Origin of the sequence: Chloroflexus sp. (genome assembly GCF_034435895.1) — a bacterium.
GTDB lineage: Bacteria > Chloroflexota > Chloroflexia > Chloroflexales > Chloroflexaceae > Chloroflexus.
The window spans coordinates 1-2,458 of record NZ_DAOTWH010000337.1 but is presented as its reverse complement, the minus strand read 5'-3'; the positions used below and the strand labels follow the sequence as shown (position 1 = coordinate 2,458).

Below are 2,458 nucleotides of genomic sequence, written 5' to 3'. Positions count from 1 at the left end.
AGGGCAGGTTTAAAACCTGCCCTTACTGCCTGCCCTGATCCAATAGTGTATATGGAGTGCAGTAGTTTGACTGCCGCACTCCATAGTGTTATGGCGCCACCGTTTTCCCGTCCGGCATCGGCAACGCGCCAGTCGCGCGGATGTTGGCCGTCGCCTGACCTAACACGATCTGGCGCTGCACCGTATAGGTGATCAAGCATAACGCTGGGATAGCGAATATGCCGATCCCCGGTATTGATTGCATGCCAATGAGGAAGATCGCTACGATTCGCAAGACCCAGTTGGTGAAGCAGCCAATGCTTGCCGGCACATAACTCTGCAAGCTGGCGATCAGGCTCAGCCGGTAGTAGATGATCGCCGGCACAATCCCAATAACCGGCACTAACCCCAGCAATCCGCTTACGAGCAGCGTGCGCGGCAGTTGCCGGTCAAGCGCGCGCAGAAATGAGTTGACCTGCGCTATGTCGGTGAAGGTGACGGTTGCACACGACGGACAGGCTTGTTGCACTGCGCGCTTCTTGAGCCGGGTGGCGCAGCTTGGGCAACGACGATATTTGATCAGCGCCAGCCGGTGTGCCGCCGGATCAGTGACCAGTTCTGGCCGCGGCTGGCCGATCCACCCAACCATGCGCGGCTGCTGGTTGGCTTGACGGCAAGCCGGGCATTCGAGCGCCGCGGGATGCATCTGGCCGCCGCAATGATGGCAAGCGATCAGCATCTTCCGCTCGCGCAGCTCGAAGTAGCGCCGGATGAGCCAGAGGCCGAGCACGGTGAGACCGGCCAATAGTAAGGCCAGCAGCGGTAAGAAGATCAGCACAACGGTGGTCGTAATCGCCCACCCGCCTTCACCCCACGAAAAGAGCTTGAGTAAACCGAGATGGCCGCCGGGATCCATCAGGGAAATGAGGGCAATAATTGCGGCGCGGATGCCAGAGATGATCCAGATCGCGACGGTGACAATGCTTGACCAGACGAACGCAATCGGCTGTGCTAACCAGGCCAAGCCATCTGCCGGTTGGGCGGCCAGCGGCGCGATGGCGGCGACCGCCACACCGGTGCTGAGTGCGGCCACCGCATCAGATGGCAACGTCTGCGCCAGCAGATCGAGGATCTGATCCATTTGGCTATTCATCATCTGGTATTGCACGCCAAAGCCGGCTCCGGTCTTCACAAGGCGATTCACAAACCCCATCATCTCTTGCGCGGTGGCGCTGCGTTCGCTCGACCACTCATAGAGCACTCCCAACAAAATCAAGAATAAAAATGGCCCCTCAAACGCCCATGCCGGTAGATCAACACCACCGATCTGGCTGGCGAAAACGGTGGAAAACCCCATCGAATCGCGCGCCATTTGCTCAGGGTTGATCAGATGCTGTTGCACGAGGCCGCCGATCAGCAAGAGCACCAACACACTGGTGAATGGGTAAGCCGACAAAGCCGGCGTGAGGCCAACCGCTTGGATGAGCGAGGTAAAGTGGATCATACTTGCTCCTGTGTTAAAGGTAAGGTTGGGATCTAGGTGTGCCTGCCGATCGCAATCGTGTACCCTTTCCACTAACGAAAGATTTAACTTATGTGTTCTAGTTGTAACAAAACGTTCAATCGGTTACAAGGGTGCGATGGTATAATGCAGTAACACAAGAGTGACACAAGCCGGCAGTGCAGTGAGGTCCCGCTGCAGCAAACTTCCGGCTGGTTGGGCCAACCATTTCGCGAAGGATGACAAGCGCTTGCCGGCTGCTATCACCTTTCCCGTTTTGCTCAAGCAATGTCGCCTTGAACTTGGGTTGACGCAGACCCAGTTAGCAGTGCGGGCCGGGATCTCGGTCTCGTTGGTGCGAAAATACGAAACTGGCGCGCGGGTGCCGCCGCGCGCCACCGCGGTGCAATTGGCGAACGCCTTGGGGTTGGCCGGCGAGGAGCGTGCCGCCTTTCTGGTTGTTGCCGACGCGCGTGCCCTTCCCCCAGCCACAACCCAGCATACTCCGCCAGCGACACGGATGGCGTCGCATCGCTTGCCGGTTGCGCCAACGCCGTTGCTTGGGCGCGAGGCCGAGCTAGCGGCGCTCACCCGGTTGCTCGGTGAGCAGACGGCGCGTTGTGTCACGCTGATCGGCCCGCCGGGAGTGGGGAAATCGCGCTTGGCGCTCGCTGCGGCTGCCGCGTTGCAGCCGTTGTTTGCTGATGGCGCAGCGTGGATCGAATTGGCGGCGCTCGATGATCCGGCAGCGGTGGCGCCGTTGATCGCCGCTCGCCTTGGCGCGCATGGTGACGAGGCCGAAGCGGCGCTGATCGCTTTGCTTGCCCAGCGTTCATTCCTGCTGGCGCTCGATAACTTCGAGCAGCTTGTGCCAGCGGCGCCGTTGATCGCGCGCTTGTTGGCCGCCGCGCCGCGGCTGTCCATGCTCATCACCAGCCGCGTGCCGCTCCGCCTGCGCGCCGAAACCCGCTTTCCGGT

General features: G+C 60.3%; 2 protein-coding genes. One reads left to right on the top strand and one right to left on the bottom strand.

The features are described 5' to 3' along the window. Positions 1-88 precede the first annotated feature (88 nt). Positions 89-1,483, bottom strand: coding sequence for a hypothetical protein (locus U9R81_RS18670; RefSeq protein WP_322496919.1), 1,395 nt, complete (start codon positions 1,481-1,483; stop codon positions 89-91). A gap of 247 nt (positions 1,484-1,730) precedes the next feature. Here U9R81_RS18670 and U9R81_RS18665 point away from each other — a divergent pair. Beyond that, a partial coding sequence (locus U9R81_RS18665) for a helix-turn-helix domain-containing protein (RefSeq protein WP_322496918.1) occupies positions 1,731-2,458 on the top strand: 728 nt, incomplete at its 3' end.